This window comes from Aliirhizobium smilacinae, from assembly GCF_006335145.1.
GTDB lineage: Bacteria > Pseudomonadota > Alphaproteobacteria > Rhizobiales > Rhizobiaceae > Neorhizobium > Neorhizobium smilacinae.
Window position 1 is genome coordinate 2,173,752 of the sequence record NZ_VDMN01000001.1, and the last position, 23,090, is coordinate 2,196,841.

The following is a 23,090-nucleotide window of genomic DNA, read 5'->3' on the forward strand; positions in this document are numbered from 1 at the left end:
TATTTTGACGGAGATAAATATATGCGTGCCTCGATCAAGCTAAAGCTCGCTTCGGCCTTCGGCTTCATAATCCTGATGCTGATTGTGACCGCCGGTTACGGCGTCTTCAGCCTCAGCAATCTCAATGACACTCTGGAGCAGGTGATCCAGGGACCGGCGACGCGCCTTAAGCTGACGCAAACGCTCAATGCCGAACAGCTGCAGCAGCTGCGCCAGCAGAAGAACCTCCTGCTTGCCTCCAATCAGGCCGACATGCGCCGCTATATCGAAAGCAACGACACCGCACGGGCGGCTTTCGACGAGACCCTCAAGATGGTCCAGGCGCGCGCGACGGAGCAGGGCAAAGTCTACTGGGACAAGCTTTCCGGCATGACTACCGAATTCCGCAAGCAGGATGATCGCATCCGCGCGCTCATGCTCGCAGGGGATTCGGTCGGCGCCAATCAGATTTCCAGCAACGAGGCACGCGTGATCATCAACGAGATCGACGCCCTGCTGGAAGAAGTCATCAAGCTCGAAGATAGCCGGCTTCAGGCCGCTGACGAACAGGCCGATGTCGACTACGCCCAGACCCGCACGATCATGATCGCGGTTGCCGCTTCGGCCCTTCTGATCGCCGCCCTTGCCGCCCTGTGGATCGCGATGAGCATCAGCAAGGGGCTGCGCAATGCAGTCAGTGCCGTACAGAATGTTGCCGAAGGCGACCTCACACGCTTTGCCACGATTTCCAGCAAGGATGAGATCGGTGACCTGCTGGGTTACGTCAACACCATGATCGAGCGGCTGCGCGGCGTCGTCGGCGATGCGCTGTCGGCCTCCGACAATGTTTCATCCGGCAGCCAGGAGCTTTCGGCAAGCTCGGAACAGCTCTCGCAGGGTGCGACCGAACAGGCATCCTCGGCCGAAGAGGCTTCCGCCTCGATGGAAGAGATGGCTTCCAATATCAAGCAGAATGCCGACAACGCCGCCCAGACGGAAAAGATAGCCCGCCAGTCCTCCAAGGACGCCGAGCTTTCCGGCCAGGCGGTCAACCGTGCCGTCAGTGCGATGCGGACGATCGCCGAAAAGATCTCGATCGTTCAGGAAATTGCCCGCCAGACCGACCTTCTGGCACTCAACGCCGCCGTCGAGGCAGCGCGTGCCGGCGAACATGGCAAGGGCTTTGCCGTCGTCGCGTCCGAAGTGCGCAAGCTTGCCGAACGCAGCCAGGCGGCTGCCGCCGAAATCAGCGCGCTTTCCGGTGATACCGTACAGGTTGCTACCGAAGCCGGCGAAATGCTGAACAAGCTCGTGCCGGACATCCAGAAGACCGCCGAACTGGTCTCGGAGATCTCTGCCGCCTGCCGCGAACAGGATATCGGCGCCAGCCAGATCAACGAAGCGATCCAGCAGCTAGACAAGGTGACCCAGCAGAATGCCGGTGCATCGGAAGAGATGTCGGCAACCTCCGAGGAACTCGCCTCCCAGGCCGAGGAATTGCAGGCTTCGATCGCCTTCTTCCGGGTCGATCAGGCCGGCGCGAAGCCTGCGCCCAGACGGGCTGCCGCCCCCGCCCCGCGCGCTACGGCAAAGCCTGCCTACAGAGCCCCTGCCCACGCCGCCCATTCCGTTCATGCACAGCAGGCCAAGGCCAAGGGCTTTGCACTCGACATGTCGATGGGCGGTCCGGACGCGGACGACCAGCACTTCCGCGAAAGCGCCTGAAACAAATAGCTGGTTCGGACCGCGTTCAGCGGCCCGAACCACCGCCGCCGTGTGTATGCGACGACGTCAGACCGGTTCTCAATCAGGTCCCGGGGCGAATGCCTTGCCCGAATACCTATCCATTCGGCTTTCACCATCCAGAGTGAAGGCTTCACGTCGCCATCCATGCATATCGGGGTATGACCTTGCGTTTCACCATCAAACTTAAGCTGGCCTTGTCTTTCGGACTGATGATCGTCCTTCTGGCATTGACCGCCGGCTACGGCATCTTCAGCCTCTCCAACCTCAATACAGCCGTCTCCGACCTCATCGCTGGGCCTGCCAAGCGGCTTGAGCACGCGCAGAATGTCGGTGCATTGCAGCTGCGGATCGTCCGCGCCCAGATGAATATGGCCACGGCCACCAATTCGGCTGACGTAGACAACTATATCAAGGCCAGCGACACGAACCGCCAGAAGTTCAAGGACGAGATCGCATGGCTGATTTCGGCCGCGACATCGGACCAGGGCCGCAAGTCCTGGCAGGATGTCGGCGATCTCGGTGACAAGCTGTTTGCGATCGACGACAAGATCCGCGAGTTGGCGAAATCCGGAAACGGTTCGGAAGCAGTCCGGCTGGCAACGACCGAAGGCCGCACCACGGTCGATGCGATCGAGGAGCTGGCAAATGCTCGCGCGGATGCGAGCCGGGAAGCCATGCAGAAAGCCGATGCCGACACCAACGAACAGTATACGACGACCCGGAACTTCATCGTCGGCCTTGCAGCGATCGCCCTCCTCATCGCAGTCGTCGCAGCTCTCTGGATCGCACTCGGAATCAGCAGTGGCCTGCGCAAGATCATGGGCGTTGCCGAAGCCGTCGCGATCGGCGATCTCAATCAGAATGTGCAGATCAAATCCAACGACGAAATTCGCGATCTGGTCAACATCATCAATCTGATGACCGCAAATCTGCGCAACACCGCCGATATCGCCGACCAGATTGCCAATGGTAACCTGACCGTGACGCCGAAGCCGCTCTCCGACAAGGATACGCTCGGCATCGCACTCGAAAGCATGGTACAGCGCCTTCGCGGCGTCGTGGCGGACGCTCTTGCTGCTGCCGACAACGTATCTTCGGGTAGCCAGGAACTTTCCTCCAGCTCCGAACAGCTGTCGCAGGGCGCAACCGAACAGGCATCGTCTGCCGAAGAAGCCTCGGCTTCGATGGAGCAGATGGCCGCCAACATCAAGCAGAATGCCGATAACGCTGCCCAGACGGAAAAGATCGCCCGCCAGTCCTCCAAGGATGCAGAAGCATCCGGCGAAGCTGTCGCCCGTGCCGTCGGCGCCATGCGCACGATTGCAGAGAAGATCTCGATCGTTCAGGAAATCGCCCGGCAGACCGACCTTCTGGCTCTCAACGCCGCCGTCGAGGCCGCGCGTGCCGGCGAACACGGCAAGGGTTTTGCCGTCGTCGCTTCGGAAGTCCGCAAGCTTGCCGAGCGCTCGCAGGCAGCGGCTGCCGAAATCAGCTCGCTCTCCGGCGAAACCGTGCAGACGGCCGCAGAAGCCGGCGACATGTTGAACAAGCTGGTGCCCGCGATCCACAAGACCGCCGAACTGGTTTCGGAAATCTCCGCCGCCTGCCGCGAGCAGGATATCGGTGCTTCCCAGATCAACGAAGCGATCCAGCAGCTCGACAAGGTCACCCAGCAGAACGCCGGCTCGTCGGAAGAAATGTCCTCGACCTCGGAAGAACTCGCTGCCCAGGCCGAGGAACTGCAGGCTTCGATCGCCTTCTTCAAAGTCGATACGGGCAGCTCCCGCGAGCGTGCGGCACCGGCCGCAAGGGCACCGGCCTATAAGCCTGCCCAGCAGGCTTCGCGGGCCAGCGCCTCGGCATCGGCCAACAACATCAAGTCGCAACAGGCGCGCGCCAAGGGTTTTGCCCTCGACATGTCGATGGGTGGGCCGGATAGCGACGACGCCGATTTCCGGGAAAGCGCTTAAACCATGGCCGCATCATCCGAATCCCAGTTCGTAACCTTCAGTCTCGGCGAGGAACTCTTCGCCGTGCCTGTCGAGGTGGTGCGGGAAATCCTCGACCATGAGGACGCCTTCAAGATCCCGCACGGGCCAGACTACCTTCTCGGCCTGCGCGACGTGCGCGGACAGGGCGTGCCGATCATCGATCTTCGGATCCGTCTCGGCTTGAGCCCGACCGCCAGAACGCCGCATACGCGTATGCTCGTGCTCGACGTGCCGATCGGCGACAAGGTTCTGGCGCTCGGCCTCGTCGCCGACCGCGTCTATGAAGTCGTGCCGTTCCGCACGGAGCAGATCGAGAATGCGCCCGATATCGGCATTCGCTGGCGATCCGACTATATCGCCGGCGTCGTCCGGCGCGATGGCGGCTTCGTCGTCATCATCGATCTCGCCCGACTGTTTTCAGATACGGGCCCGGCGCTTTCCGGCGTTGCGCCCACATCGCAGGCGGCGCCCGCCTCGCAGGTCGCATGACGGGACCCGGCGTGAACGCAGCAGTAAAGACCCAGCCGCTGGACGACCGGCTCAGCAAGCGCGATTTCGAAGCACTGTCGAAATTCATCTACAGCTACAGCGGCATCAAGATGCCGCTGAACAAGGTAACCATGCTCGAAGGCCGGCTCCGTCGCCGGCTGCGGGTCACGGGCATCGCCACCTTCGGCGACTATTGCGACTACCTCTTCAACCAGGGTGGCATCGAACGCGAGGCCATCTACCTGATCGACGTGGTCACGACCAACAAGACCGACTTCTTCCGCGAACCGAAACATTTCGACTACATGCGGGATGTGGCGCTTGGCGATATCGTAACGCAATTTTCCGGGCGCCGGATCCGGGTCTGGAGTTCCGCCTGCTCCACGGGTGCCGAGCCCTATACGCTGGCCATGGTGATGTCCGATTTCGTCCAGTCGCAGGCGTCGGACAGGGACTATTTCATCCTCGCGACGGACCTTTCCACCGACGTGCTGCAGAAAGCGCAGAAGGGTATCTATTCCTCGGACATCATGGCACCGGTGCCGCCGGAGATGATGCGCAAGTATGTCCTGCGGGCAACGAACTCGCACCGGCAGGAAATGCGGGTTGCCCCGATGCTGCGCCAGAAGGTCGGATTTGCCCGTATGAACCTGATGGACGCGAAATATCCCATCGGCGATCCGATGCACATCATCTTCTGCCGCAACGTGCTGATCTATTTTGACAAGCAGACCCAGCAGCAGGTTCTGACTCGGCTTTGTAACAACCTGGCACCCGGCGGTTATCTGTTCATCGGCCATTCGGAAACCGTCAGCGGCTTCGATCTGCCGATCCGGCAGGTCGCCAACACAATCTTCAAGCGGATATAGGAAAAGCATGGGCGGGAAAATTCGTGTCCTGATCATCGACGACTCGGCGAGCGTAAGGCAGACGCTCTCGACCCTGCTATCGGAAGACCCGGATATCGAGATCATGGGGGTCGCCAATGACCCGTTCATGGCCGCCAAGAAACTGCGCGACGAGATACCGGACGTCATCACGCTCGATGTGGAGATGCCGCAGATGGACGGTATCACTTTCCTGCGCAAGCTGATGGTGCAGCATCCGATCCCCGTGGTCATGTGTTCTTCGCTGACGGAATCCGGCTCGGAGACGCTGATGCAGGCACTGGAAGCGGGTGCCGTCGATGTCATCCTCAAACCGAAGATCGGTGCGGCCGACCATCTGGCCGAACATGCCGAACAGATCCGCCAGGCGGTGAAGGGCGCAGCGCGCGCCAGCGTTTCCAAACTGCGGGCAAGTCGCCTCAAGGAGCGGACCGTCCAGGGCAAACTGACGGCCGATGCCGTGCTGCCGCCGCCGAAGATCGGCGCAATGGCGAAAACCACCGAAATGGTCGTCTGCGTCGGTGCATCAACCGGAGGGACCGAGGCCTTGCGCGTATTGCTGGAAGCGCTGCCGGCGAACTCGCCGGGCATGGTCATCGTCCAGCATATGCCGGAAAAATTCACCGCCGCCTTCGCCAAACGGCTGAACAGCCTATGCGAAGTCGAGGTGAAGGAAGCCGTCAACGGCGATCCTGTCCTACGCGGCCACGTGCTGATCGCGCCTGGCGACAAACACATGCTTTTGGAGCGCCGCGGCGCACGTTACGAGGTTTCCGTTCGGGAAGGCCCGCTGGTCAGCCGGCACCGGCCTTCGGTCGACGTACTGTTCCGCTCCGCCGCACGGTCGGCCGGTTCCAATGCAATGGGCGTGATCATGACCGGCATGGGCGATGATGGCGCCCGCGGCATGAACGAGATGCACCAGGCCGGCGCGTTTACTGTGGCGCAGGACGAGGCAAGCTCGGTCGTGTTCGGCATGCCGAAGGAAGCGATCGCCCACGGCGGCGTCGATCGCATCGTGTCGCTTGACCAGATCGCGCGCGAGATATTGGCGGCGGATAGGCGGCGGTAGGCCACCTATCCGAAGGACGCTCCCGTCAATTGGATCGACCTGTCCCACAGGCGGGCAGCGACCTCCCTGTCCTCAGCCTGCGACGGCATTTTCGCACGTGCAGGTGCCCCACGGGTCTCGCCCATCTTGTCCGGGCCGTAATAACCACCAGGCTTGGCATTCGGCGAGGTTGCTGCAAAAAGCGTCGGCAGCGCCCCTTGGGCCGAGGGCTGAAACAGGAACCAGAACAGTGAGCGCGCCAGGCCCATCGGACTGAACCTTCCGGGAGCGTTGTGGAGCAGGCTGGTGCGCGAAATGCCGGGATGCGCGGCAATACTGGTCAGCCCCCAACCCGCGGCGTCGCTTCGCCGCTGCAATTCGAGGGCAAACATCAGGCAAGCGAGCTTCGACTGGCTGTAGACCGACATCGGCCTGTAGTTCCGTTTGGCCTGCAGATCATCGAGATCAATTATCCCGGACCGGGCAGCGATACTTGAAAGCGAAACCACGCGCGGGTTCTCACCCTTGCGCAGCAGGGGCATGAGTTGCGCCGTTAGCGCAAAATGGCCGAGATAATTTGTAGCGAACTGAAGTTCAAAGCCATCCGATGTCTCATGTCGGTTCGGCGGCATCATCACAGCGGCATTGTTGATCAGGATATCGAGCCTTTGCTGCTGGCGCGCCAGTCGCATACCGAAATCTGCAATCGAAGAAAGGCTCGCAAGATCGATCATTTCGAAGCGGATGCTGGCGCCGGGGACCTCCCTCCTGACACTTGATACAGCATCCTCACCCTTATCGGTGCTGCGGCCCGCAATAATCACATCGGCGCCGGTCCGCGTCAGTGCCAGAGCATCCTGGTAACCGAGGCCACCGGTTCCGGTGACAACGATCGACCGTCCCTTTTGAGATGGAATATTCGAAACGCTCCACGTCGCCATATTTCTAACTTCCTTAAAAATCGCACTTGGTGTAAAATTATAATTGCACTGAGTGTAATTTTCAAGAGGCACGAAATTGTCGCCACCCGACATCGAAAAACAGGAATATGGCGGAAGCGGCCTGCGCGAGCGGAAGAAACAGGAAACCCTGCAGCGCCTTATCGAAACTGGGGTGAAGTTATTCCTTGCAAACGGCTACGAGACGACAACGGTGGACGCCATCGCAGCCGCAGCAGGCATTTCGCGCCGCACTTTCTTTTATTATTTCAAATCGAAAGACGATATCCTGCTCTCGATGCAAAGCAGCGGTTTTAAGATCGTTTGCGATGCTGTTGCAAAGTCTGCTTCAGATCTGGCTCCTCTTGATGCCGTTCAAGCCGCTTTCGTGGAAGCCTGCGCTCCTTATCTTCCTGACGAGATGATGATTCTCGACAGAGTGATGCTTTCCAGCGAAAGTCTGCGGGCTCGAAAACAAATGGCTTATATGCAACAGGAGCAGGAACTCCTCGCCAGTTTATACAGACGCTGGCCCGATCCTGCCAAGCGTAGCTCGCTGCGTCTCGTCGCCATGGCATCGATGGGCGCGATGCGCCTTGCAATGGAGGCCTGGCGCGAAGACGGTGGCAAACGGCCCCTTACGGCACTGATCGTAGAAACCTTCACAGCACTTAGAACGGAAATCTGATCCGATTGTCTCGACGCGTCGCCGAATGCCAGCTTACTGAACCGGCCTTTACGCTATCAATGGCATTTCTATCGTTGGTACGGCCATTGAAAAAGTGCTGAATGCTACGACGGAGTGACTGTTTGGGACGCCTGACGACCTCCGCTCATTCCAACCGGGGCGAAAATCTCACAGCCCGATCTTCATCGCCTATTAACCATGTTCACCAACAATGGAACACACGCATCATGAGGGTGCGGTCAGAGCCATGACCATCATCGGCTCGCAGCCGAACAGGTTCCCTTAGAATGCCCGTCATCACTTTCGCCAACACCAAAGGCGGCGCCGGCAAGACGACTGCGGTGCTGCTGCTCGCAACTGAGCTTGCGCAGGTCGGTTATCGCGTCACCGTTCTCGATGCCGATCCGCAGCGCTGGATCTCGCGCTGGCACCAGCTTTCGCCGGCTCTGCCGCATCTCAACGTGATTTCCTATGTGACGCAGGCATCGATCGAGCGGCATATTGCCGATAACCGCTACACGACGGACTATTTCATCGTCGATCTTCCCGGCGCCCAGACCCCGCTGCTCGCCAAGGCGATCGGCCTTTCCGACCACGTGCTGATCCCGATCCAGGGCTGCGCCATGGATGCCCAGGGCGGCGCCAATGTGCTGGAACTTCTGCGTTTCCTCGATGACAAGGCGGGCATCAAGGTCCCACACTCGGTCGTGCTCACCCGCGTCAACTCGATGGTGACGACGCGCGCACTGCTGGCGGTCAAGATGCTGCTTCTCGAGCGCGGCGTCGAGGTGCTCGGTACCCCGATCATCGAACGCGCGGCCTTCCGTGACATTTTCGATCTCGGCGGCACGCTTCATACGATGGACGATGGCCGGATCAGCAATCTCGACAAGGCCCGGCAGAACGCTCGCGCGTTTGCGCTCGAAATGCTGCGGCACGTGCCACTCAGGGGCACAAAGCCGATCGCAGAGAGCACGACCGCCCGCCGTTTCTGGCAGGCGGCCTGAGCAGGTTCAAGGCTTCAGCTTGATCTGCAGCTTGACGTCGGACGCATGTCCGGCGGCGGCGCGTTCGAAGGCAGCGATCGACTGGCTGAAATCGAAAGTGCCGGTGATCAGAGGCTTCAGATCGACCTTGCCCGAGGCGATCAGTTCCAGCGCCCGGTCGAAAATGTTGGCGTAACGGAAGACGGTCTCGATCCGCACTTCCTTGGAGATTGCACTCGCCACGTCGAACGGCACCGGCTCGACGGGCAGGCCGACGAGAACGAAGGCACCGCCCGGCCGCACGAGATCGAACATGCCCTGATAGGCCTTCGGGCTGCCGCTCGCCTCGAACACCACATCAGCGCCCCAACCGGGAGTCTCTTCAGCAATCACGTCGGCAAAGGCTTTTTCGCGGATATTGACCGGGATGATGCCGGGATATTGCGCGGCGATCTTCAGTTTGTCGGCGCTCAGGTCCGAAATGAAGACGCGGGCGCAACCGCCGGCAAGTGCCGCCAGCGCCACCATGATGCCGATCGGGCCGGCACCGATGACGGCTGCCACGTCGCCCGGCTGTAGCCTGGCGCGGGTCGCGGCCTGCATGCCGATCGCAAACGGCTCGACCATCGCCCCTTCCTCGAAGGACACGTTGTCGGGCAGTTTGTAGGTGAAGGCCGCCGGATGGACGGTATAGGGCGCCAGCACGCCGTGGATCGGCGGCGTCGCCCAGAAACGCACGTCCGGATCGACATTGTAGAGGCCAAGCTTTGAGGCGCGCGACGAGAGGTTGGGGATGCCCGGCTCCATGCAGACCCGGTCGCCGACCTTGAGGTTCTTCACCTCGGCGCCGATTTCGACAACGATCCCGGCAGCCTCATGGCCCAGCACCATCGGTTCGCGCAGCACATAAGGGCCGATCGCGCCGTGGGTGTAATAATGCACGTCGCTGCCGCAGACACCGACTGTGTCTATCTCGATCTTCACGTCGCCAGGGCCGACATTCAGCGGAAGATCGATCTCCCGCAGCGCCAGCTTGCCTTTCTGCTCCAGTACAAGAGCCTGCATGTGTTTTCCTTCCCTATTGTCCGGAACAGCCCGGCTGCCTTTTCGGCAGCTCAGGCCATGGGGTGTTCATTCCAGTCTTGACATACATAGCCGCGCAAAAGCCGCCGCGCGACTGGGCGTCGCGTGACAAATGAGAAATATTTCGCAGAAGAAACTTTTGCTCATTCGCTCGCACCGGATGAAAAAACGCGCCTCGCCTGACAGCCGTCATCTTTATAAAGGTCGGTGGTAGCAGGCCGCGGACCAATCCCTATATTGATCCCGGCGCAAGCCGCTTTTAAGGCGCGATGAGCAAGGACCGATTTCGATGACCGATAAATCCCCCGCCGACAATTTCCCCGCAGGTTACGAACCCTCCAAGATCTGGACCTGGGAAAAGGGCAATGGCGGCCAGTTCGCCAATATCAATCGGCCGATCGCCGGCCCGACGCAGGAGAAAGAACTGCCGGTCGGAAAACATCCGCTTCAGCTTTACTCGCTCGGCACGCCGAACGGTGTCAAAGTCACGATCCTGCTTGAGGAGCTTCTGGCGGCCGGACATTCCGGTGCCGAATACGATGCCTGGCTGATCAATATCGGCCAGGGCGATCAGTTCGGTTCGGGCTTCGTCGATATCAATCCCAACTCGAAAATCCCGGCGTTGATGGACCATGCGCCGAAGGATGGCGGCAAGCCGCTGCGTCTGTTCGAATCCGCCTCGATCATGACCTATCTGGCAGAAAAATTCGGCGCCTTCCTGCCCACGGACTTGCGGACACGTGCCGAAACCCTGAACTGGCTGTTCTGGCAGATGGGCTCGGCGCCCTTTCTTGGCGGCGGCTTCGGGCATTTCTATGCCTATGCGCCGATGAAGATCAAATATGCGATCGATCGTTATGCGATGGAGGTCAAGCGCCAGCTCGATGTGCTTGATCGGCATCTTGCCGACAACCAGTTCATGGCGGGCAAGGAATATACGATTGCCGACATGGCGATCTGGCCATGGTACGGCAATCTGGCACTTGGTCAGGCTTACGGCGATGCCGGTGACTTCCTCGACGTTCAGAGCTATAGGAACCTGCAACGCTGGACGGCAGAAGTTTTAGCTCGGCCGGCAGTGAAGCGTGGACGTATGGTCAACCGGACATCCGGCGAGCCTTCCGAGCAGCTACGCGAGCGTCACGACGCTTCCGATTTCGACACCAAGACGGTCGACAAGGTCGCAAACACTTAAAGGAACCACGACATGGCAAACCTGCCCGAAATGACCAAACACCGCGGTTTTCCGGGCGGGATGCCAAGCACGGGGATTCAGTTCACCATCCGTCGCGCCAATCCGAAAGGCGTGACACCGCTCAAGGCCATTCCCCGGCGGAAACGTCCGGGAATGGCCGAACACCGGGTCGATGCTGCCTTCCTGCATGCGCTCTGGCACCATTTCGGCAATGAGCCGTTCGAACGCGGCAATCTCGATGCCGCTCGCCTCAGCCTTCTGTTCGGCCGCGAGGTGCTGCCGGCGGACAAGGAATTCGATCCCCTGTCCTATCAGTCGATGCTCGTCATCAATGAAAAACTCGCCCGCGAGAATTTCCCGGAATCGTTCGAAAACTTCTTCGAAATCTGATCCGGGAAAAGGTCAGGCCGGCCATGCCGCCTGCAGGCTGCGCGTGCGCGCAACCCAGGCGGCGCCTTCCTTTGCATGATGAAAACCGTTCGCCAGCGGTGCTGCGGCATAAAGCTGCCGAAGTTTTGCGACGGCTGCATCCGCATCCACCGTTTCGTCCAGAACCGCACGGTGCAGCTTTGCCACCGCCACCATGTCACAATCCTGCGGCGACAGACGAAACGAACGCACACCCGCTTCGACCAGATGATCCAGTTCGCCCAGCAGCGACTGGCAGGCATGCGACACCGTCTGCACGCCGTTCAGCGCCAAGAAGGACTGGCGATCCAGGGTTTTTACCGGCAGCCCATCCGGATCCTCGCGGCAGACGAACTGGCAATTGTCCTTGATCTTGCCCTTGGAACGGGCATGGGCGCAGCGTGCCGAGATTGCCAGCGGCATGCGGCCGAAGGCAAAAACCTCGAAATCGATGTCCGGGAACTCGGCAACGATTTCCCGGACCGAGGAGAAGGGCAATTCCGGCGGCAGGCAGATGCGTCTTGCGCCGCGGCTTGCTAACAGCCTTGCGGTCGGCGCGTTATAGACATTGACCAGCGGCCCGATCGTGTGCGGCTTGTCCTTCAGGATCGCCAGCGCCGACAGGTCGTTGGCCTCCAGCAGATGCTCGCTCACCTCCGCCATTTCGCGGATCTGCTTGGCTTCGCGGTTGAGTGTCACCAGCGCCAGCGTCGACAGGATCACCGTCTTGCCGGCGCTTTCCAGGCGCTCGACGACGTCGGCCAGATGCGGCTCGATGAAATGCTGGCGTTTCGAACAGACGGTTTCGCCGATCACCACTCGGTCCACGGGTGCTTCGTCGGCAATGCGGAAGTGAAAATCCCGCCACTTTTCCGCATCCCAGAGATAATAGACCGGCCCGAGCGTCAGGCTGGTTTTCTTCATATCGGTCATGACGCTTATCTCCAGCGTTTCTCATAGGCGCCGGACGTCGTTTTCTGCCCTTCGCTCATGCTGCGCAGACGCGCCAGAAGCGGTGCGCGGCGTTCCGGCGGGCTGTTCAGAGCCGCCTTCATGGTTGATACAACCTCGGCCACATAGGCCTTGCCGCGCTGCCGGCCCTCGATCTTCAGAGCCTTCACACCGGCTGCCTTCAGCGCTTCCAGCTCGCCCATGACGTCCAGCGAGACCGGGTCTTCGAAGGCATAACCATTGCTGTCGGCAATATCGAAACGCCCCTTGCACAAGGTCGGGTAACCCGCCGCTTCGCCGGCCGGAAAGCGGTTGATGGTGAATTCGCCGAGTTCGGAGACGAGTTCGCCGCCATCCTTGCGGTAACGGACATGGCTTGCCGGCGAACAGACGCCGTTCATGTTGGGCGATTTTCCGGTCGCATAGGAAGAGAGCGAACAGCGACCTTCCGCCATGACGCAGAGCCCGCCGAACACGAAGACTTCCATTTCGCAGCGGATATTCTTGCCGATCCGCGCGATGTCGGCGATCGTCAATGTGCGTGGCAGAACGACACGCTGGGCATTGAATGCATCGACGAGGAAATTGATCGCATCCGGATTTGACGCCGACGCCTGGACCGAAACGTGCAGCCGCTGCTGCGGATACCGTTCCGCCACATGCGCCATCAGACCGAAATCGGCCAGAATGAGGGCGTCAGCGCCTGATGCCACGGCATCGGCTGCGCCCTTGTACCAGATCTCTTCGGCGCCTGCGCGCATGAAGGTGTTGAGCGCCACGAAGGTCTGCGTGCCCCGGCTTTTGGCATAGGCGATCGATTGCTTCAGTTCCTCGCGGGAAAAGTTGAGGCCCGGAAAATTGCGGGCATTGGTCTCGTCGCGAAAACCGCAATAAACGGCATCGGCACCGGCATCGACGGCCTCGTGAAAAGCGGCCGGCGTGCCTGCGGGGCAGATCAGTTCCATGCTGCTGCTTCTCCTGCGGGCCTCATCTGATCCTTCAGCGCACGGTCACGAACCTCGCCGATGACACGTCTCGCAATGGGTGCGAAGGGACCGGCAAGCTTCGCCAGGTCCTTCTGCAGATCGATATTGCTGGCATCCAGCGCGTTTCGCATGGCGAGCATCGCTTCCATGTCGCCGGTCACCGAAAGATCGCGGGAAAAGAACAGCGCATCTGCGTCACAACGTCCCTCCATCAGCGCCAGAAGCAGGAAAAGCGGGGCCTCGGTCACACAATCCGCCACGACATCCACCGGCTTGCGCAGCACGGAAATCTCCTGCCTGCCCGGCACGACGACGAAAGCCAGCGGAAGGTCGGTCGGCAGGAAGGCGAAGCGTTTCTCCCGATGCTCGTCCAGCCGTTCGAAAAGACCCGGATGAGCCTTGGCGATACGGCCGAACATAAGCCTGCAGATCCGCTCGATCAGCGGGATCGGGATCATGTGCAGGGGTGCGGAAAGAATAGGTGGTATCTGCATGGGCGGACGACATTTTCGTTTCAGGGTTCTACGGAACGTAAATCCCCGGTCAGCAAATCCACTTGAGCTATGACAAGGACATCTGCAGAATCTCCCGGCAGACAGAGGCATGCCCCACGCCTCCCCTTCCCAGCCGGCTCCACGGCGTTACGACGACCTGCAGCATTTCGCCCGCGAACTCGAAAATCGCGGCCTGCTGAAGCGGATTTCCCGGCCGGTCAGCCTCGTGCATGAGGTCACCGAAATCCATCGCCGCGTACTTCTCGATGGCGGGCCGGCGCTGTGGTTCGAAAAGCCCGTGGATGCGGATGGCAATGTGGCTTCGATGCCGCTTCTCGCCAATTTGTTCGGCACGCGCGAACGGATCGAGCTCGGCTTCGGGCTGGAACCCGGCAGGATCGGCGACCTCGCCGCGCTGCTCGGTGAACTGCGAGAACCGAAGCCGCCGGCCTCGCTGAAGGACGCATTCGGAAAATTGCCGATGTTGCGCTCGGCGCTGTCGCTCGGCGTGCGGCGTCAGGTCAGCCATGCGCGTTGCCAGGAGCAGCTGCTGATCGGAGACGAGATCGATCTTGGCAAGATCCCGATCCAGTGGTGCTGGCCGGGCGAACCGGCACCGCTGGTCACCTGGCCACTCGTGGTCACCCGCGGCTTTACGGATGAGAACGACGTCAATCTCGGTATCTACCGGATGCAGAAGCTCGGTCGCGACCGGCTGATCATGCGCTGGCTTGCCCATCGCGGCGGTGCCGGGCATCATCGGCAGTGGCAAAAGGCAGGACAGGACATGCCGGTGGCGATTGCCATCGGCGCTGATCCGCAGACGATCCTTTCCGCCGTCATGCCGCTGCCGGAGGGAATGAGCGAGCTCTCCTTCGCCGGCGTTCTGCGTCGCCGCCGCAGCCGTGTCGTCAAGGCCAAAACCCAGCCGCTCTACGTTCCGGCCAATGCGGAAATCATCATCGAAGGAACCGTCTCGGCAACCGAGATGGCCGACGAAGGGCCTTATGGCGACCATACCGGCTATTACAATGCGGTGGATCGTTTCCCCGTCATGCAGGTGACCGCGATCACCATGCGGCACAAACCGGTCTATCTCTCGACCTATACTGGCCGGCCGCCGGACGAACCGTCAGTGATGGGCGAAGCGATGAACGAGCTTTTCATCCCGCTGGTGAAAAAGCAGTTCCCGGAAATCGTCGATCTGTGGCTGCCACCGGAAGCCTGTTCCTACCGCGCGATCGTCGTGTCGATCGACAAGCGTTATCCCGGCCATGCACGGCGGATCATGCTCGGCCTGTGGTCGATGCTGCCGCAGTTCAGCTATACGAAGCTGATCATCGCCGTCGATCCGGACGTCAACGTGCGCCACTGGCCCGACGTCATCTGGGCGCTTTCGACCCGTTTCGACGCCTCGCGCGATATGGTCGTGCTTGAAAACACACCGATCGACTATCTCGATTTCGCCTCGCCGAAACACGGGCTCGGCGGCAAGCTGGGCATGGACGCAACCGACAAGATCGGCGCTGAGACGGACCGGGAATGGGGCCGGGTTCTTGCCATGACACCGGAGGTCAAGGACCGCGTGTCCGCCATGTGGGGCGAGCTCGGCCTTGCTCCCGCCGGGGATGCATCTTGAAGCGGGTCGTGCTGGGCGTATCCGGTGCCTCGGGCGCGGTCATCGCGCTGAGGATCGGCGAGTTGCTCGCAAGTCTGCCGGATGTGGAGCTGCATCTCGTCGTCTCCGAGGCGGCGAAGCGCACCTTTGCCCACGAACTCGGACCGGATGCGCTTGGACGCCTGGTCGAATTCGCCCGTCACAATTACCCGGCTAATGACATTGGCGCCACGATCGCCAGCGGCTCGTTCAGAACTGCCGGCATGATCGTCGCACCCTGCTCCATGCGCTCTGTGGCGGCGATCGCTACCGGTCTTTCCGACAATCTTCTGACCCGTGCAGCAGACGTGCACTTGAAGGAACGCCGAAAGCTTATTCTGCTTGCCCGCGAAACCCCGCTGCATCTCGGCCATCTGCGCAACATGGTCGCCGTCACCGAAATGGGTGCCACGATCATGCCGCCAGTGCCGGCCTTCTACCGGCGCCCGGAAACCATCACCGACATCATCGATCATATCGCTGCCCGCGCCATCGATCAGCTCGATCTCGGCCAGCCGCCGCTCGCCGTGGAATGGGACGGCGATGCCTGAGAAAGATGCGTCGGAAAAGGCGCCTTTCGATTTTTTCCGCATCGCCTTTTTCCTCGCCGCGATCACCGCCATCCGCGCGATCGCCTCACCTGCGGACATCTGGAGAGGCGATTATTCGCATCATGCCAACGAACTGATCTTCGGTTTCATGCTGGTGCAATTGTTCGGCTTCATGCTGAAGGCGCTGCCACGCTGGGTCGGTCGGCCGATATTGGCACCACAATGGATCCGGCTGTTGCTGCTTGCCCAAGCCCTCGCCTTTCTCGCGGGCTTCTATGACCTTGCTCTTGGAGCACAGTTGCGATCGATCATCGGTCTCGCCGCCGTCGCCGCCTTCTCCACGACCGCGATCCGGGCGCGCGCGATCCAGGCATGGCCGCTGCTCGGACTGGCGGCAGCCCATGCCGGCACCGGAATCATTGCCGCTTATGATCTCTGGCCGGGCGCCACGATGCTCGGTTTCTGCCTGATCCTGGCAATCTGCTTCGAAGTCGGCAACCGTATCTTCCCGATGGTGATCGATTCGGGCCGTACGCGCGAAGGCGGAAAGTCGCGGCCGCTTCCGGCTGCATGGCTCTGTCTCACCCAGCGGATCACCAGTCTCCTGACGCTGCTGCTCTGGGCCTTCGATCTGCCCTATGCGCTTGCCGCCGCACTGGCCGGTATCAGCGGAATAATCTGGATGATCCGGATCGCGCCATGGCAGGCGTTCCAATATGGCGGCGTGCGCTTCATGACCTTCGCCATGGTGTCGAAACGCGCAGGCTTTCTGCTTCTGGCGATCCAGGCATTGCCTCAAAGCACCATGCCGCTTGCCGTGCCGCAACATGTGCTGGCGATCGGCGGGCTCGCTTCGCTTGCGCTCGCGATCGCCACATCGATGGTGCGAAAACGCAACGGCCAGTCCTTCCAGCACTCGTTGCTCGGCTCGGCGACCTATCTCTGCCTTGCCGGTGCACTTGCCCTGCGGATCGCCTATGCGCTCTATCCCGAGCATGGAAAGGGCCTGCTCCACGGCGCGCAGATTTTCTGGCTCGCCGGGTTCAGTGGCTATGCGATGCTTGTTCTTCGTCGGCGCAGTGCTCCGAAAAGCTCGCGCTGATTTCGAGGCCTGCTCAATAAAACATGCGAAAAAGCGCTTGAGCATGCTGGCCGGCCGCGCGACAAATGGTGCGTTGAAGAGGAGTTCGACACGATGCCGCTCTCATTCATCCTGCAGATGGCGAAACTGCCCGATCCATTCGACTGGCTGAAACCCCGTCGGCTCCGGCGATGGACCGACCGGCAAAGAGCGCGCGACGCGTTGCTTCACAATTCCCGCAAGCCGAAAATGACGCCCGAGGAAGCCCGCCGCGATCACCAGGAGATGCTGCGTTTTCTCGGCCTCAACGCGGTCTTGGGCATCGTCATCGGCCTTGCTGTTGGTTGCTGCCTGATCGGGCTCGATATCGGAGGATTGCGCGGGCTGATCATCCGGGCAGCGAATCCGATCCTGCCTCTTTTTCTGGTGCTCGTGCCTTTCGCCTCATTGTTCGGCGGGGCTGCGGCGGCATCGGCCATTCTGACGCTTCCCTACGAGAGCAAGTTCCGCGAAGAAGAGGAAGACGATAAATCCGGGGACGATCGCCGGTCTCCATAAGACGCACGGCCGCGCCTGCAGGGGGTGGGTTTGCAGGCGAAAATCAGCTATCGGTCGCCGATCATCGATTTCGGGCCTTCATGGAAACGTCGCTCTACCTCCCCGTCAAACAGTTTCTCGAAACAGCCGGTTATTCGGTCAAGGGTGAAGTCGGCGGCTGCGATATTCTTGGCTTGAGCGACGGTGACCCGACCGTGATGGTCGTCTGCGAACTGAAACTCAGCTTCAATCTGGAACTGATCCTGCAGGCTGTCGATCGCGCCGCGGCTGCCGACGAAGTCTGGATTGCCGCGCGCATTTCGGCCAAGGGCCGAGGCCGGGAAGCCGACAAGCGCTATCGCGACCTCTGCCGCCGGCTCGGCATCGGAATGCTGGGCGTGTCCGATATGGGGGAGGTCAGCATCCTCGTCAGCTCCGTCTCGCCCATGCCGCGCAGCAATCCGAAACGACGCACGAAACTCATCAAGGAACACCGCAAACGTCAGGGAGACCCGGCGCTCGGAGGCTCCACCAAGGTGCCGATCATGACCGCCTATCGTCAACAGGCCCTTGCCTGCGCAGCGGCGCTTGTCGATGGCCCCTTGAGGCCCCGTGACCTGAAAGCGATCACACCCAAAGCCGGTGCGATGCTGCGCGACAATTATTACGGCTGGTTCGAGAGGATCGACAAAGGCGTATATGGATTGAGCGAGGGCGGTTTGAAGACAGTTGAAAAAATGGCGGGGATAAATTCACCCTCGACGTCAGCAATTACAACGACCTAACCGAAATCTCATCCCCGCCCTCCAAACCCGTGCCTACAATCACCCCGTTCCGTCACGGATACACCGGCAGGCGTGCCGGCGAGGCGGGACCGGCGCTGGTGGTGGCGGGACGACGTGAATCGTCACCACTGGGGTTCGCGGAAAATGGTCTCCCTCCGGCGACACGGGGGAAGCGGTTAAGGTTCCGGACCGGCCTTTCCGCTTCTGATGCCCGAATGGCGCGTCGGATGTGCCTGTGCGGCACACAGGGTGACTTGAAGAATGGTTTCGCCGGGCTATTGAAGTCCGCCTGCCAAAAGCGGGTAGCCCGGCGGCGGTAAAGCGGAGTGTCGGCGGTAAGTCGTTCCGTCCGTGTTCCGTGGCATCAGACGAACACCATCCTGAAAGGCCAAGGCAGAGGGACCGGAGTCGCGGATAAAAACTGCCGAACGGGGCGCTGAGAGATGTCACCTATAAACTTAACTTACGAGGCAGCTTTCAGCGCCCCGTCCGAGTTCTATATTGATCATCACGGCGTTCAAAAAACGCGCGTGGACGAAACCGCATGTTCAGGAGGCAACCGGTGCCGGACAACAGCTCGAAGACCAATACGCAGTCCAACAGGCAGGATTGGGAAACGCTTGCCGAAAAGGAGCTGAAGGCCTCACCCGAGACGCTGACCTGGCACACTGCCGAAGGCATCGACATAAAGCCGCTCTATACGGCGGAGGATCTCGACGGTATCGACCATCTGGACACGATGCCGGGTATAAAACCCTTCGTGCGCGGGCCGCGCGCCACCATGTATGCCGGCCGGCCCTGGACGATCCGGCAATATGCGGGCTTTTCCACCGCGCAGGAATCCAACGCTTTTTATCGCCGCAATCTCGCCGCCGGCCAGAAGGGGCTTTCCGTCGCCTTCGATCTTGCCACTCATCGCGGTTACGATTCGGACCATCCCCGCGTCGAAGGCGATGTCGGCAAGGCGGGCGTGGCGATCGATTCGGTCGAGGACATGAAGCTCCTGTTCGACGGCATTCCGCTGAAGGACATGTCCGTCTCGATGACGATGAACGGCGCCGTCATCCCGATCCTCGCCTCCTTCATCGTCGCCGGCGAGGAACAGGGCTGTTCGCGAGCCGAGCTTTCCGGGACCATCCAGAACGACATCCTCAAGGAGTTCATGGTCCGCAACACCTATATCTATCCGCCCGAGCCTTCGATGCGGATCGTTGCCGACATCATCGAATATACGGCAAAGGAAATGCCGCGTTTCAACTCCATCTCGATCTCCGGCTACCATATGCAGGAGGCCGGCGCGACGCTGGTGCAGGAACTGGCCTTCACGCTGGCCGATGGACGTGAATATGTGCGCGCCGCGCTCGCCAAGGGCCTCAACGTCGACGAGTTCGCCGGGCGGCTGTCCTTCTTTTTCGCCATCGGCATGAACTTCTTCATGGAGGCGGCGAAACTGCGTGCCGCGCGCCTGCTCTGGTCGCGAATCATGGAGGAGTTCGAGCCGAAGAAACCCGGCTCGCTTATGCTGCGTACTCATTGCCAGACCTCGGGCGTGTCGCTGGCCGAACAGGATCCCTATAACAACGTCATCCGCACGGCCTATGAGGCACTGTCGGCCGTGCTCGGCGGCACGCAGTCGCTACATACCAATGCGCTCGACGAGGCGATGGCGCTACCGACCGATTTTTCCGCCCGCATCGCCCGCAATACCCAGCTTATCCTGCAGCACGAGACCGGTGTCACCAAGGTCGTCGATCCGCTTGCCGGCTCCTATTACGTCGAAAGCCTGACGAACGAACTCGCGGAAAAGGCTTGGGCGCTGATCGAGGAGGTGGAAAATCTCGGTGGTATGACCAAGGCCGTGGCCGACGGTCTGCCAAAGCGTCTCATCGAGGAGGCGGCGACGCTGCGCCAGGCGAAGGTCGATCGCTCGGAAGAGATCATCGTCGGCGTCAACAAATTCCGGCTGGAAAACGAGGACGACATCGACATTCTGGCAATCGACAATTCAGCCGTGCGCAAGTCGCAGATCGAGCGGTTGGAAAAGGTACGCCGCCAGCGTGATCCGAAAAAACTCGAGGAAACTTTGGCCGCGCTGGCCGATGTGGCGAAGACGGGAACCGGCAATTTGCTGGAAGCCGCCGTCGAAGCCGCTCGAGCCCGCGCTACCGTTGGCGAGATTTCCGACGCGATGCGGCAATCCTTCGGCGATCATGCCGCCGTGCCGGAAGTGGTGGGCGATATCTACGGCCCCGCCTACAATGGCGACCCGGAATACAAGACGATCGTAAGCCGGCTATCTGACTACGGCAATTCCTCCGGCAAGGGCAAGCCGAAGATCCTGGTCGCCAAGCTCGGTCAGGACGGGCATGACCGGGGCGCCAAGGTGATTGCGTCGGCCTTCGGAGATATCGGTTTCGAAGTTCTCGCCGGCCCGCTGTTCCAGACGCCGGAAGAGGCGGCGGATCTGGCAGTAAAGGAAAAGGTGCAGGTCGTCGGCATGTCGTCGCTTGCCGCCGGCCATCGGACGCTGGCACCGCAACTGGTCGAAGCCCTGAAACAAAAAGGTGCGGAGAACGTCATCGTCGTGGTCGGCGGCGTCATCCCTCGGCAGGATTACGAATACCTGCTGGAGCGTGGTGTGGCCGCCGTGTTCGGGCCGGGCACCAACGTTCTTGATGCCGCAAATTCGATCATCGACCTGCTGGAAGGCAAAAGGAGAAATGCCGTCGCCTGATCTTTCAGGGGTGAAGGAAACTTTTGCGGAAAACGAGTTGCGGAATGACCCGCTCAAGGGCACGCGGCTCGTCGGGGTTTTGCTGCCGCCGATCGATCAGCATCACCGCACGGGCCGCTATCGTCGCTGGATCCTGCCGGAACGTGGTAAGGCCATAACTCAGCCAGGCCGCCTCCGGCACGTCGTCGAAGCCGATCAGCGCGACGTCCTGCGGTATCGAAAGGCCGAATTCCTGACGGATCACATCCATGGCGCCGAAGGCCAGGAGGTCGTTGGCGCAGAAGATCGCATCCGGCCGCTCGCCTTCCGAAAACAGCGCGCGGGCCGCAATAACCCCGCCGTCATAATCGGAATCACGGCCGTGGGCGATCCGCGCTTCAAATCCCGAAGCGCGGGCTGCGATGACGAAAGCGTTCTCGCGTTCGGCGATGCTTGGCGTGGCTGAACGCGAGGCGATGACCGCCAGCCGGCGACGGCCGGCAGCGATGAACGTATCTGCCGCCTCGCGCGATGCCTCGGCATTGCCGGCCAGAACACGGTCGGCATCCGGCTCGGACCGACCGATGACGACTAGCGGCTGGCCGTTGCGTTGCGCGAGTTCGAAAAAGCTTGCCGGCGGCGAACCGGAGAGAATGACCGTCGCCTCTGCGCGATGCCCGATCAGCATCTTCTGGGCTGCAAGAAGCTCTTCCTCGGTTTCGCCGGTATTGATGAGGACAGGAATGGAGCCACGGCGAATCAAAGCCTTGGTGAGCGCCGCGGTTAGATGGGCGCGAAAGCCGATTTCCGGCTTGGTCGCTACCACGCCGACCAACCGGCTCTGGTTGGCGAGCACGCCGCGGGCCAGATCGTTGACGTGATAACCGAGTTCTTCGGCTGCCTTCAGCACCTTTTCACGGGTCGCCGGCGCAACACTGGCGCCTTCGGTAAAGGTTCGCGATACAGCGGAACGTGAGACCCCCGCGAGTTGCGCTACCTGTTCAGCGCTGACAAAGCGCATTCTTCTATCGTCTTTCATGCCATGCTTCACGCCTGTTTGCTGCACAGGCGTGCAGACTGCGTAAAATGTCATAATCAGCGATATTTACAGTGGCATGACAGTCGGTCACGGAAAAGGCCGATCGGGATCTTCAGCTGATCGCCAAGGCATCCTTCAACGCCACGCCCTGCTTCGGCTGCAGGTCCAGGTCGGCTTCGATATGATCGATATGGTGCAGCATGAGGGCGGCGGCACGCTTGGCATCGCCGCGTTCGATCAGATCGAGAATGGCGAAATGCTCGCTGTGACCGCAGCTCGACACGCCGGATCGGCCGTAGAGCGCAATGACCAGCGAGGAACGCGCAACGAGTTCATCCATGAAACGCTGGAGAATGGCATTTCCGGCGACCGAGGCCAGCATCAGGTGGAAATCGCCGGATGCCTTGATTTCCGCCCGCCGGGCCGCCGGGCCGCGCTCGTTCATGTAGCGCTCTTCCTCGACAAGCTGTTCGCGAAAACGGGCGATATCGTCCGATGTGATGCGATCGACGGCTGCGGCAACGATACCCGGCTCGATCAGGCGGCGGGATGCGAAAATCTGGCGCGCCTCTTCGGGAGAGGGGTTGGAGACGAAGGCGCCGCGGTTGCGCTCGGTCTTCACCAAGCCTTCGAAGGTCAGCATCTGCAGGGCGGCACGGGCAACGGTACGGCTGACATCGAACAGCGCGCCGACTTCCGCCTCGGACAATTTCGTCCCCGGTGCCAGCCGCCGGTCTATGATGGCGTTGCGCAGGGACTCGCGGATCGCCATCGAGCGGTCCTCGATCGTCGGGTCAAGAGAGGATGGGGTGTTTTCGATCAAGGTCATGGGTTTTCGTCCGGCATGCCCTGTTC

Annotated in this window: 22 protein-coding genes; 15 read left to right on the forward strand and 7 right to left on the reverse strand. The window is 60.9% G+C overall.

Annotation, left to right across the window (positions count from 1 at the left end; all coding sequences use genetic code 11):
* Window positions 1-21: 21 nt before the first annotated feature.
* The 5 genes from FHP24_RS10665 (at window position 22) to FHP24_RS10685 (ending at window position 6,164) form a co-directional block, all read left to right on the forward strand.
* Window positions 22-1,704, forward strand: a complete 1,683-nt coding sequence (locus FHP24_RS10665; protein ID WP_139676015.1) for a methyl-accepting chemotaxis protein — start codon at window positions 22-24, stop codon at window positions 1,702-1,704.
* A 185-nt stretch (window positions 1,705-1,889) separates the two neighbouring features.
* Window positions 1,890-3,695, forward strand: a complete 1,806-nt coding sequence (locus FHP24_RS10670; RefSeq protein ID WP_139676225.1) for a methyl-accepting chemotaxis protein — start codon at window positions 1,890-1,892, stop codon at window positions 3,693-3,695.
* Window positions 3,696-3,698: 3 nt separating this feature from the next.
* Window positions 3,699-4,205: a chemotaxis protein CheW gene (locus tag FHP24_RS10675; RefSeq protein ID WP_139676016.1), complete on the forward strand. Its 507-nt coding sequence runs from the start codon at window positions 3,699-3,701 to the stop codon at window positions 4,203-4,205.
* Entirely contained in the window at window positions 4,202-5,074 is an 873-nt protein-coding gene (locus FHP24_RS10680; protein WP_139676017.1) for a CheR family methyltransferase, read from the forward strand. The genes FHP24_RS10675 and FHP24_RS10680 overlap by 4 nt, the downstream gene beginning before the upstream one ends.
* Before the next feature lie 7 nt (window positions 5,075-5,081).
* A complete protein-coding gene (locus FHP24_RS10685; RefSeq protein WP_139676018.1) occupies window positions 5,082-6,164 on the forward strand; it encodes a protein-glutamate methylesterase/protein-glutamine glutaminase in 1,083 nt (360 codons plus the stop codon).
* A gap of 5 nt (window positions 6,165-6,169) precedes the next feature.
* Here the strand turns inward: FHP24_RS10685 and FHP24_RS10690 are convergent, their stop codons facing one another.
* Window positions 6,170-7,084 carry an SDR family oxidoreductase gene (locus FHP24_RS10690; protein WP_139676019.1) on the reverse strand — a complete coding sequence of 305 codons (915 nt, stop codon included), beginning with the start codon at window positions 7,082-7,084 and terminating at the stop codon, window positions 6,170-6,172.
* Between the two features lie 76 nt (window positions 7,085-7,160).
* Between FHP24_RS10690 and FHP24_RS10695 the strand changes: the two genes are divergently transcribed.
* Both FHP24_RS10695 and FHP24_RS10700 read left to right on the forward strand, forming a co-directional pair.
* The gene (locus FHP24_RS10695) at window positions 7,161-7,769 is read left to right on the forward strand and encodes a TetR/AcrR family transcriptional regulator (RefSeq protein ID WP_139676020.1); all 609 of its coding nucleotides are present in this window, start codon (window positions 7,161-7,163) and stop codon (window positions 7,767-7,769) included.
* 287 nt (window positions 7,770-8,056) lie between these two features.
* The gene (locus FHP24_RS10700) at window positions 8,057-8,776 is read left to right on the forward strand and encodes a ParA family protein (RefSeq protein ID WP_139676021.1); all 720 of its coding nucleotides are present in this window, start codon (window positions 8,057-8,059) and stop codon (window positions 8,774-8,776) included.
* 6 nt (window positions 8,777-8,782) lie between these two features.
* On the opposite strand, the gene FHP24_RS10705 is transcribed toward FHP24_RS10700, so the two are convergent.
* Entirely contained in the window at window positions 8,783-9,820 is a 1,038-nt protein-coding gene (locus tag FHP24_RS10705) for an NAD(P)-dependent alcohol dehydrogenase (RefSeq protein ID WP_139676022.1), read from the reverse strand.
* Window positions 9,821-10,127: 307 nt separating this feature from the next.
* Between FHP24_RS10705 and yghU the strand changes: the two genes are divergently transcribed.
* Together yghU and FHP24_RS10715 are read left to right on the forward strand one after the other, a co-directional pair.
* On the forward strand, window positions 10,128-11,033 hold the full coding sequence (gene yghU / locus FHP24_RS10710; protein ID WP_139676023.1) for a glutathione-dependent disulfide-bond oxidoreductase: 906 nt from the start codon (window positions 10,128-10,130) through the stop codon (window positions 11,031-11,033).
* Window positions 11,034-11,045: 12 nt separating this feature from the next.
* Window positions 11,046-11,423, forward strand: coding sequence for a hypothetical protein (locus FHP24_RS10715; protein WP_139676024.1), 378 nt, complete (start codon window positions 11,046-11,048; stop codon window positions 11,421-11,423).
* Window positions 11,424-11,435: 12 nt separating this feature from the next.
* Here FHP24_RS10715 and ubiV read toward each other — a convergent pair whose 3' ends face one another.
* From ubiV to ubiT, 3 genes are read right to left on the reverse strand one after another with little or no spacing between them, the layout of a single operon-like run.
* Window positions 11,436-12,374 carry a ubiquinone anaerobic biosynthesis protein UbiV gene (gene ubiV / locus FHP24_RS10720; RefSeq protein WP_180355944.1) on the reverse strand — a complete coding sequence of 313 codons (939 nt, stop codon included), beginning with the start codon at window positions 12,372-12,374 and terminating at the stop codon, window positions 11,436-11,438.
* A gap of 5 nt (window positions 12,375-12,379) precedes the next feature.
* Complete coding sequence (gene ubiU, locus FHP24_RS10725) at window positions 12,380-13,357, reverse strand: ubiquinone anaerobic biosynthesis protein UbiU (RefSeq protein ID WP_139676025.1); 978 nt, start codon at window positions 13,355-13,357, stop codon at window positions 12,380-12,382.
* The gene (gene ubiT, locus FHP24_RS10730) at window positions 13,348-13,872 is read right to left on the reverse strand and encodes a ubiquinone anaerobic biosynthesis accessory factor UbiT (RefSeq protein ID WP_139676026.1); all 525 of its coding nucleotides are present in this window, start codon (window positions 13,870-13,872) and stop codon (window positions 13,348-13,350) included. Before ubiT ends, ubiU begins: the two co-directional genes overlap by 10 nt.
* A gap of 109 nt (window positions 13,873-13,981) precedes the next feature.
* On the opposite strand from ubiT, the gene FHP24_RS10735 reads away from it, so the two are divergent.
* From FHP24_RS10735 to scpA, 6 genes are all read left to right on the forward strand, one after another.
* Window positions 13,982-15,511 (forward strand): UbiD family decarboxylase, encoded by a 1,530-nt coding sequence (locus FHP24_RS10735; protein WP_139676027.1) that lies wholly within the window; start codon window positions 13,982-13,984, stop codon window positions 15,509-15,511.
* Window positions 15,505-16,080: a UbiX family flavin prenyltransferase gene (locus FHP24_RS10740; protein ID WP_342782338.1), complete on the forward strand. Its 576-nt coding sequence runs from the start codon at window positions 15,505-15,507 to the stop codon at window positions 16,078-16,080. Before FHP24_RS10735 ends, FHP24_RS10740 begins: the two co-directional genes overlap by 7 nt.
* Complete coding sequence (locus FHP24_RS10745) at window positions 16,073-17,182, forward strand: NnrS family protein (RefSeq protein ID WP_139676029.1); 1,110 nt, start codon at window positions 16,073-16,075, stop codon at window positions 17,180-17,182. Before FHP24_RS10740 ends, FHP24_RS10745 begins: the two co-directional genes overlap by 8 nt.
* 93 nt (window positions 17,183-17,275) lie before the next feature.
* The gene (locus FHP24_RS10750) at window positions 17,276-17,719 is read left to right on the forward strand and encodes a hypothetical protein (protein WP_246091651.1); all 444 of its coding nucleotides are present in this window, start codon (window positions 17,276-17,278) and stop codon (window positions 17,717-17,719) included.
* Window positions 17,720-17,799: 80 nt separating this feature from the next.
* Window positions 17,800-18,483, forward strand: coding sequence for a DUF2161 domain-containing phosphodiesterase (locus FHP24_RS10755; protein ID WP_139676030.1), 684 nt, complete (start codon window positions 17,800-17,802; stop codon window positions 18,481-18,483).
* 562 nt (window positions 18,484-19,045) lie between these two features.
* Window positions 19,046-21,217 carry a methylmalonyl-CoA mutase gene (gene scpA / locus FHP24_RS10760; RefSeq protein ID WP_246091652.1) on the forward strand — a complete coding sequence of 724 codons (2,172 nt, stop codon included), beginning with the start codon at window positions 19,046-19,048 and terminating at the stop codon, window positions 21,215-21,217.
* Between the two features lie 4 nt (window positions 21,218-21,221).
* On the opposite strand, the gene FHP24_RS10765 is transcribed toward scpA, so the two are convergent.
* A complete protein-coding gene (locus tag FHP24_RS10765; protein WP_139676032.1) occupies window positions 21,222-22,217 on the reverse strand; it encodes a LacI family DNA-binding transcriptional regulator in 996 nt (331 codons plus the stop codon).
* A gap of 130 nt (window positions 22,218-22,347) precedes the next feature.
* A complete protein-coding gene (locus FHP24_RS10770) occupies window positions 22,348-23,064 on the reverse strand; it encodes a GntR family transcriptional regulator (protein ID WP_139676033.1) in 717 nt (238 codons plus the stop codon).
* Window positions 23,065-23,090 lie beyond the last annotated feature (26 nt).

Coding starts and splice junctions, on each gene's coding strand:
- ubiV (WP_180355944.1), bottom strand. CDS start 12,374: ATGACCGATATGAAGAAAACCAGCCTGACGCTCGGGCCGGTCTATTAT.
- FHP24_RS10675 (WP_139676016.1), top strand. CDS start 3,699: ATGGCCGCATCATCCGAATCCCAGTTCGTAACCTTCAGTCTCGGCGAG.
- FHP24_RS10755 (WP_139676030.1), top strand. CDS start 17,800: ATGGAAACGTCGCTCTACCTCCCCGTCAAACAGTTTCTCGAAACAGCC.
- FHP24_RS10680 (WP_139676017.1), top strand. CDS start 4,202: ATGACGGGACCCGGCGTGAACGCAGCAGTAAAGACCCAGCCGCTGGAC.
- FHP24_RS10700 (WP_139676021.1), top strand. CDS start 8,057: ATGCCCGTCATCACTTTCGCCAACACCAAAGGCGGCGCCGGCAAGACG.
- FHP24_RS10715 (WP_139676024.1), top strand. CDS start 11,046: ATGGCAAACCTGCCCGAAATGACCAAACACCGCGGTTTTCCGGGCGGG.
- FHP24_RS10685 (WP_139676018.1), top strand. CDS start 5,082: ATGGGCGGGAAAATTCGTGTCCTGATCATCGACGACTCGGCGAGCGTA.
- ubiT (WP_139676026.1), bottom strand. CDS start 13,872: ATGCAGATACCACCTATTCTTTCCGCACCCCTGCACATGATCCCGATC.
- ubiU (WP_139676025.1), bottom strand. CDS start 13,357: ATGGAACTGATCTGCCCCGCAGGCACGCCGGCCGCTTTTCACGAGGCC.
- FHP24_RS10665 (WP_139676015.1), top strand. CDS start 22: ATGCGTGCCTCGATCAAGCTAAAGCTCGCTTCGGCCTTCGGCTTCATA.
- FHP24_RS10735 (WP_139676027.1), top strand. CDS start 13,982: ATGCCCCACGCCTCCCCTTCCCAGCCGGCTCCACGGCGTTACGACGAC.
- yghU (WP_139676023.1), top strand. CDS start 10,128: ATGACCGATAAATCCCCCGCCGACAATTTCCCCGCAGGTTACGAACCC.
- FHP24_RS10745 (WP_139676029.1), top strand. CDS start 16,073: ATGCCTGAGAAAGATGCGTCGGAAAAGGCGCCTTTCGATTTTTTCCGC.
- FHP24_RS10705 (WP_139676022.1), bottom strand. CDS start 9,820: ATGCAGGCTCTTGTACTGGAGCAGAAAGGCAAGCTGGCGCTGCGGGAG.
- FHP24_RS10765 (WP_139676032.1), bottom strand. CDS start 22,217: ATGCGCTTTGTCAGCGCTGAACAGGTAGCGCAACTCGCGGGGGTCTCA.
- FHP24_RS10750 (WP_246091651.1), top strand. CDS start 17,276: ATGCCGCTCTCATTCATCCTGCAGATGGCGAAACTGCCCGATCCATTC.
- FHP24_RS10770 (WP_139676033.1), bottom strand. CDS start 23,064: ATGACCTTGATCGAAAACACCCCATCCTCTCTTGACCCGACGATCGAG.
- FHP24_RS10690 (WP_139676019.1), bottom strand. CDS start 7,084: ATGGCGACGTGGAGCGTTTCGAATATTCCATCTCAAAAGGGACGGTCG.